This is a genomic window from Caulobacter sp. 17J65-9 (genome assembly GCF_010975005.1).
Taxonomy (GTDB): Bacteria; Pseudomonadota; Alphaproteobacteria; order Caulobacterales; family Caulobacteraceae; genus 17J80-11.
Genome location: NZ_JAAIVC010000199.1, coordinates 1 through 5,886, shown reverse-complemented (window position 1 = coordinate 5,886; position 5,886 = coordinate 1). Strand labels below are relative to the sequence as shown.

Annotated in this window: 6 protein-coding genes and 1 pseudogene; 1 reads left to right on the top strand and 6 read right to left on the bottom strand. The window is 72.7% G+C overall.

The window, feature by feature from the left end; genetic code table 11:
• The 3 genes and pseudogenes from G3573_RS19360 to G3573_RS19350 form a co-directional block, all read right to left on the bottom strand.
• Positions 1-816, bottom strand: a pseudogene (locus tag G3573_RS19360) (tipN); the annotation flags it as partial.
• Positions 817-931: 115 nt separating this feature from the next.
• Positions 932-1,117 (bottom strand): hypothetical protein, encoded by a 186-nt coding sequence (locus G3573_RS19355; protein WP_163263318.1) that lies wholly within the window; start codon positions 1,115-1,117, stop codon positions 932-934.
• A 133-nt stretch (positions 1,118-1,250) separates the two neighbouring features.
• On the bottom strand, positions 1,251-1,898 hold the full coding sequence (locus tag G3573_RS19350) for a beta/gamma crystallin-related protein (protein WP_163263317.1): 648 nt from the start codon (positions 1,896-1,898) through the stop codon (positions 1,251-1,253).
• Between the two features lie 138 nt (positions 1,899-2,036).
• On the opposite strand from G3573_RS19350, the gene G3573_RS19345 reads away from it, so the two are divergent.
• Positions 2,037-3,554, top strand: a complete 1,518-nt coding sequence (locus tag G3573_RS19345; RefSeq protein WP_240454804.1) for a phospholipase D-like domain-containing protein — start codon at positions 2,037-2,039, stop codon at positions 3,552-3,554.
• Here the strand turns inward: G3573_RS19345 and G3573_RS19340 are convergent.
• The 3 genes from G3573_RS19340 to G3573_RS19330 are packed head-to-tail and all read right to left on the bottom strand — an operon-like array spanning position 3,527 to position 5,800.
• The gene (locus tag G3573_RS19340) at positions 3,527-4,282 is read right to left on the bottom strand and encodes an endonuclease/exonuclease/phosphatase family protein (protein WP_163263316.1); all 756 of its coding nucleotides are present in this window, start codon (positions 4,280-4,282) and stop codon (positions 3,527-3,529) included. The two genes, G3573_RS19345 and G3573_RS19340, sit on opposite strands and share 28 nt — an antisense overlap.
• 26 nt (positions 4,283-4,308) lie before the next feature.
• Positions 4,309-4,995, bottom strand: a complete 687-nt coding sequence (locus G3573_RS19335) for a TPM domain-containing protein (protein WP_163263315.1) — start codon at positions 4,993-4,995, stop codon at positions 4,309-4,311.
• Between the two features lies 1 nt (position 4,996).
• Positions 4,997-5,800 carry a YgcG family protein gene (locus tag G3573_RS19330; protein ID WP_163263314.1) on the bottom strand — a complete coding sequence of 268 codons (804 nt, stop codon included), beginning with the start codon at positions 5,798-5,800 and terminating at the stop codon, positions 4,997-4,999.
• Positions 5,801-5,886 lie beyond the last annotated feature (86 nt).

Below are 5,886 nucleotides of genomic sequence, written 5' to 3'. Positions count from 1 at the left end.
CGCCTGGCGCTCGACCGCGTCGACCACGCCCACCGACTGCTCGTCGAGGGTGCGGCCCAGCTTGCCCATTTCTTCGCGCTCGCGGCCGAGGGAGTCGCCCAGCGCCTTGGCGGCGCGCGCGGCGGTCTCGGCCGCCTCGTTCAGGCGACGGGTCTCGACCTCCAGCGCGTCGCGCAGGGCGGCCAGCTCGGCCCGCGCCCGGTCGGCGGCGCCGGTGGCCTGGTCGATCTCGGCGCGGATCTCGCGCACGACCTCGGCGGAGCGTTCGGAGGCCAGGGCGGCCGGAGCGACCATGGCTTCGGACAGGTCTCGGGCGCGGCGGACCTCGGCGGCCAGCTGCGAGCCCTGGCGGGCCATGTAGGCCATCACGAACAGCAGGCCGGCCGGGCCGATGGCCAGCAGGGCCAGCACAGCGATGCGGTAAGGCGTCAGTTCGAAGGCGTTCTCGTAGCCGATGATGTAGGCGCCCGCGCCGCCGACGGCGGCGGCCCACAGCACCGCGACGAGGGCGGCCAGAAGGTAGGGCAGGGTCGGCTTGTCCTTGGCGGCCGGCTGCGGGCCCGGACGGCGATCGCGCGGGGCCGGGGGACGCGACAGCGCCGCCGGCGGCGTCTCGAACGCCTTGGCCACGGGCGCGGGCGTGTCCTGCACGGGCGGTTGCGGCTGCGGGGGCAGGATCGGCTCAGGCCGGCCTTCGCCGCCGTCGGGTTCCGCCTTCGCCTCGACCGGCGGTTCGTCGCGCGCGGGCGCGACGGTCACCGGATCCGGATCGACCTTTTGCGTCAGGGTCAGGGGCGGGCGGGATCGAACTCTCATGCGCGGCTCGTCTTGATCGCGCGCAGACTGCGTATTTTCGCGCGTTAGACGAAACCTAGCCGCAAGTCCCGGACTCGGGAAGCGGAATGCGATTCGGGCGCGCGCCGTCGCGCGCTCAGCAGTCTTCGCCGGTCCCGGCCTTAGAAGTCGCCGGGGCGGCCGCCTGTTCCGGCTGGACCGTGCGCTGGATCTCCGGGCGGTCGCCGGCCTGCGGGGCGTGCAGGTCGATCCCGAACTGGGCGAACAGGGCGACCGCCAGCGAAGTCACCACCGCGGCGATGAACTCGACGATCCCGTCCAACCACCGTCTCCCCAGACTGCGATGGCGGCGTTATCTGACGAACAAGGCCGCCCGGCAATCCGGGCGGCCATGAACTTTCGTTACGGGAAGCGCGGCCCTTTCCGGGGGAGGACGGAAAGGGCCGCGGCCCGGATCAGCGCTTGCGGCAGAGCACGTCGCGCAGGACCGGCTGGTTGAAGACGACCCGGCCGGTGCGGTCGATCGCGCGCCGGGCGGTCTCGCTGTCGTCGTAGAAGGCCGGGGCGCCCAGGCCCAGGCGACGGCAGAAGAACTCCGCGCCGCCGCGCGCCGAGGCCACGTCCAGGCCGTTCAGCTTCGGCTGCTTGAAGAAGATCGTGGCGCGGCCTTCGTAGCCGTCGCGGATCGTCGTCGAGCCGCCGGTGGGGCGGTCGTCGCCGGGCCGGTCGTCGCGCAGGGGCTCGGCCGACGAGACCATGCGGTTCAGGTTGAACCGGCCGAGGTCGCGCACGTCGCCGCTGACGGTCTGGCAGCGGCCGCCGAAGTCGGCGTGCTCGCAGATCTTCCAGCTCCCGTCGCCGTCCACGCGCAGGCTCTGGGCCTTGTCGTTGAAGCCGCTGCGGGTGAAGTCGCGGTCGCGGGCGTCCAGCGTGAACGAACGGCCCTGGAAGTTCGGATACTCGTAGAAGGTCACCCGGGCGCGGCCCTGGTCGCCGGGCCAGTCGCCGCGGCGGGCGTCGGCGCTCTGCGCCTGGGCGGAAGCGGAAGCGGCCGCGCCGAGGACGGCGAGGCTGGTGAGGACGAGGGCGAGGGGCCGTTTCATGGTCTGGTCTCCGTCAGCTCGTTGAGCTCTGGGATGTACCATAACGGCCAAGCCTGAACCGGCGTCGAACGCGGATCTTCATCTGTCGTTCACCTTGAGCGCGGGCCGACGAAACCGCCGCGCTTCCCGGGTGTTGTCATGCCGACCGGAAGCGCCATGGCGGCGGCCGGGGAGGGACCGACCGTCTTGCTGCTGTTGCCCGGAGCGACCTGCTGGCGTGCCGAGCACGCCGGACGGGCGTCGTTCCTCATGGAGAACGCGGCCTATTTCGCCGCGCTTCGGGACGCCCTGCTCAACGCACGGCGCTCGATCCTCCTGCTCGGCTGGCAGTTCGATCCGCGCACGCGGCTGGATCCGACCGCGCCCGCGCACGACCGCACCGGCGAGATCGGCTTCCTGTTGCGCAAGCTCGCGCGCGAGAACCCCGCCCTGGACGTCAAGCTGCTGATCTGGCGCTCGCCCCTGCCGATCGCCTGGTCCCAGGACTTCTTTCCGATGCGGGCCGGGGCCTGGTTCAAGAAGCAGGCGGTCGACTTTCGCCTCGACCGGGCCCGGCCTATCGGCGCCTGCCACCACCAGAAGGTCGTGGTGATCGACGACAAGCTGGCCTTCTGCGGCGGCGGCGACGTGTCGGTGGACCGCTGGGACACGGCCGAGCACGCCGACCACGATCCGCGCCGCTGCACGCCCACCGGCCTGATCTGCCAGCCGCGCCACGAGGTCATGGCCATGGTCGACGGGGCGGCGGCGCGCGCGCTGGGCGATCTGGCGCGCGAGCGCTGGCGTGAGAAGACCGGCGATCGGCTGTCGCCGGTCGAGGCGGACGGCGACCCCTGGCCCGAGCGGGTGAAGCCCGACCTGCACGACGTCCGCGTCGGCATAGCCCGGACCGAGCCGGCCTGGCGCGGTCGTGTCGGCGTGCGCGAGAACGAGGCCCTGCATCTGGAGGCGATCGCCTCGGCGCGGAAGCTGATCTACCTGGAGAACCAGTACGTCACCTCGCCGGTGATCTCGGCGGCGCTGGCCCTGCGGCTGCAGGAGGCGGACGGGCCGGAGGTGGTGATCGTCTCCACCGCCCAGAGCCCCAGCTGGTTCGACCGGGCGGCCATGGACGGCGCGCGCGGCGCCCTGCTGGCCCGCCTGCGCGGGGCCGACGCGCACGGCCGGTTCAGCGCCTGGACGCCGCTGACCGAGGAGGGCGGGGTGGTGGTGGTGCACTCCAAGGTGACCATCGTCGACGACCGCTTCCTGCGGGTGGGCTCGACCAATCTGAACAACCGCTCCTGCGGTTTCGACACCGAGTGCGACGTGGCGGTGGAGACCGAGCGCGAGAACGACCCGGCCGCCCGCTTCATCCGCGGCTTCCGGCGCCGGCTGATCAGCCATTTCGCCGGCGTGCCGGCCCCGGCCTACGCGGCCGCCGAGGACGTGTTCGGCGGCGAGGTGGCCAGCACGATCCGGGCGCTCGACCCCGACGGGCGGCGGCTCGCGCCGCTGACGCGGCCGGCCTCGCGGGTGTCGAAGCTGATCGCGGTGTGGCAGTTGGGCGATCCGTTCTCGCCCGCCGACGCTTGGCGGCCCTGGCGTCGGCGGCCGCTGGCGCGGCTGCTCGCCACCGCCGCTGGCTCTCACCCGGGCGAAGCGGCCCCGGACTGATCGAGCTCGAAGTCGATCACCAGCGGCAGGTGGTCCGACGCCATGCGGGCCAGCGGCGAGAACGGGGCCTGCACGCCGGTGATCCGCACCGAGGGGCTGATGAAGCAGTGGTCGATGCGCAGCACCGGGAAGCCGGACGGGAAGGTCGGCACGGTGCGGGGGACCGCCGGCGTCTTCTGGGCGTCGCGCAGGCGGCTGGCGACCCGGGCGTAGGGGCGCGTCACCGAGGTGGCGTTGAAGTCGCCGACCAGCATCACCGGATCGCGGCAGTCGGGATGGCCCAGCCACTCGCGCCCGACCAGGGCGGCGGCCTGCAGGCGCTGCTCGCGCGGCACCAGGCCCAGGTGGGTGTTGAGCACCTGCAGCTGGAGCCCGCCGACGTCCACCTCGACCCATAGCGCCCCGCGCGGCTCGTTGCCGGGCACGCCGGTGATGCCGGGCAGGGAGGCGGCGTGCACCAGCCGCTCGGGCAGGTGGGTCAGCACCGCGTCGCCGTACAGCTCCTCTTCCACCCGCATGGCCGGGTGGAAATGGAAGGTCATTTCCAGCCGCTTGGCGATGGCGTGGGCCTGGTCCACGCCCTGGGTGCGGGCGCGGCCGACGTCGAGCTCCTGCAGGCACACGATGTCGGGCTCGGAATCGGCGATGACCGCGGCGATCCGTTCGACGTCCAGCTTCCGGTCCACGCCGACGCAGCGGTGGACGTTGTAGGTCATGATCCGAGGCATGGCGCTCGGTGACTAACGCGGGGCGATCAGATTTCGACCAGTCGGTCCGGCAGTTCGTTCGGGTTTTCCGCGCCGGGCGGGAAGTGCTCGGCCAGCACCGCGCCGCACATGCCGATGGCCTCGACGAAGCCGTCGGCCGGGCGCCCGGCCTTGACCTGACGGACCAGGGCGGCGACCGCGTCGCCCCAGTGCTCCGCGCCCACCTTGGCGTGGATGCCCTCGTCGGCGACGATCTCGACGTGGTGGTCGGCCATGGAGGCGAAGATCAGCACGCCGGTGCGACCGGCGGTCAGGTGCATGCCCTTGGCCAGGAACTGCTCCATCGCCGCCTTGTGCACCCGGTGGCGCTTGAGGCTGCGCGGGGTCAGCACGCGGCGCACCGCCGGCAGCGAAGCGATCAGCAGCACCAGCACGAACACCGCCGCCTGCACCAGGGCGTAGGCGGTCAGCGCCGCGCCGACCGCGGCGTCGGTGGCCGACAGGTGCGCGGCGGTCCAGCCGCCGTCGAGGCCGCGCAGCCAGCCCAGGTCGAAGCCGAACGGCACCAGGGCCAGCGGCGCCAGCAGGGCCGCCGCCGCCGCCCAGGCCAGCGGCACTTCGCGATAGTCGGAGACCTCGCGGGCGATCACGCAGATGATCTCGCCGGAGGTGTTGGCCTCGGCTGCGGCGATGGCCGCGTCGACGCGCGCGTGATCGGCGTTTGAAATCTTCATCTCACCAGCCCCCCGAAGCGCCGCCGCCACCGAACGATCCGCCGCCGCCGCTGAAGCCGCCGCCGCCTCCGCCCCCGCCGCCGCGACCGCCGCCGCTGCTGAGCAGGCTCCACAGGATGATCGGCAGCAGGCCGCTGTCGCGGCCCGGGCGCCTGCGGCCGAAGCCGAGGGCGCGGAACACCGAGCTGAGGATGAGGAACGCCACGAAGGCGATGAAGATGATCGCTTCCGGCTCGATCCGCGCCGGCTTGGCCTTCATCTCCTCGGCCGCTTCCTTGGCGCGCGCCTGCGCCTCGGCCGGGTCGAGGGTGAGCTGCTGGATCACCGCGTCGGTGCCGGCGACCACGCCGCCGGGATAATCGCCGTCGCGGAACCGCGGCAGGATCTTCTGCTGGATGATGACGCTGGACAGGGCGTCGGTCAGGACCGGCTCCAGGCCGTAGCCGACCTCGAGGCGCACCTTGCGCTCGTTCGGCGCGACGATCAGCAGGACGCCGTTGTCGGCGCCCTTCTGGCCGATCTGCCAGTGCCGGCCCAGTTGGTAGCCGTAGTCCTCGATCTCGTAGTCCTGCAGCGAGGGCACGGTGACCACCACCATCTGGTCGGTGGTCGCCTGCTCCAGCGCCGCGAGCTTCTGGTCCAGCGCGGCCTCGGTTTCGGGCGGCAGGATGTTCGCCTGGTCGACCACACGGCCGGTCAGGGGCGGGAATTTCGGCTCCGCCTGGGCCCCTGACGCGAACGCCAGGACGGCCACGAACGCGAGCGCCGTCGTGCGGACGGCGCTCGCCAGGTTCGAGAGGATCATCGGGCCGGGGCGGGCGCCGCGGTGCCGGCCGCGGGCGGGGCCGAGCCCGGCGCGGTCCCCGGGGCCGGAGCGCCGAGGTTGAAGTT

Coding starts and splice junctions, on each gene's coding strand:
- G3573_RS19335 (WP_163263315.1), bottom strand. CDS start 4,995: ATGAAGATTTCAAACGCCGATCACGCGCGCGTCGACGCGGCCATCGCC.
- G3573_RS19330 (WP_163263314.1), bottom strand. CDS start 5,800: ATGATCCTCTCGAACCTGGCGAGCGCCGTCCGCACGACGGCGCTCGCG.
- G3573_RS19345 (WP_240454804.1), top strand. CDS start 2,037: ATGCCGACCGGAAGCGCCATGGCGGCGGCCGGGGAGGGACCGACCGTC.
- G3573_RS19340 (WP_163263316.1), bottom strand. CDS start 4,282: ATGCCTCGGATCATGACCTACAACGTCCACCGCTGCGTCGGCGTGGAC.
- G3573_RS19350 (WP_163263317.1), bottom strand. CDS start 1,898: ATGAAACGGCCCCTCGCCCTCGTCCTCACCAGCCTCGCCGTCCTCGGC.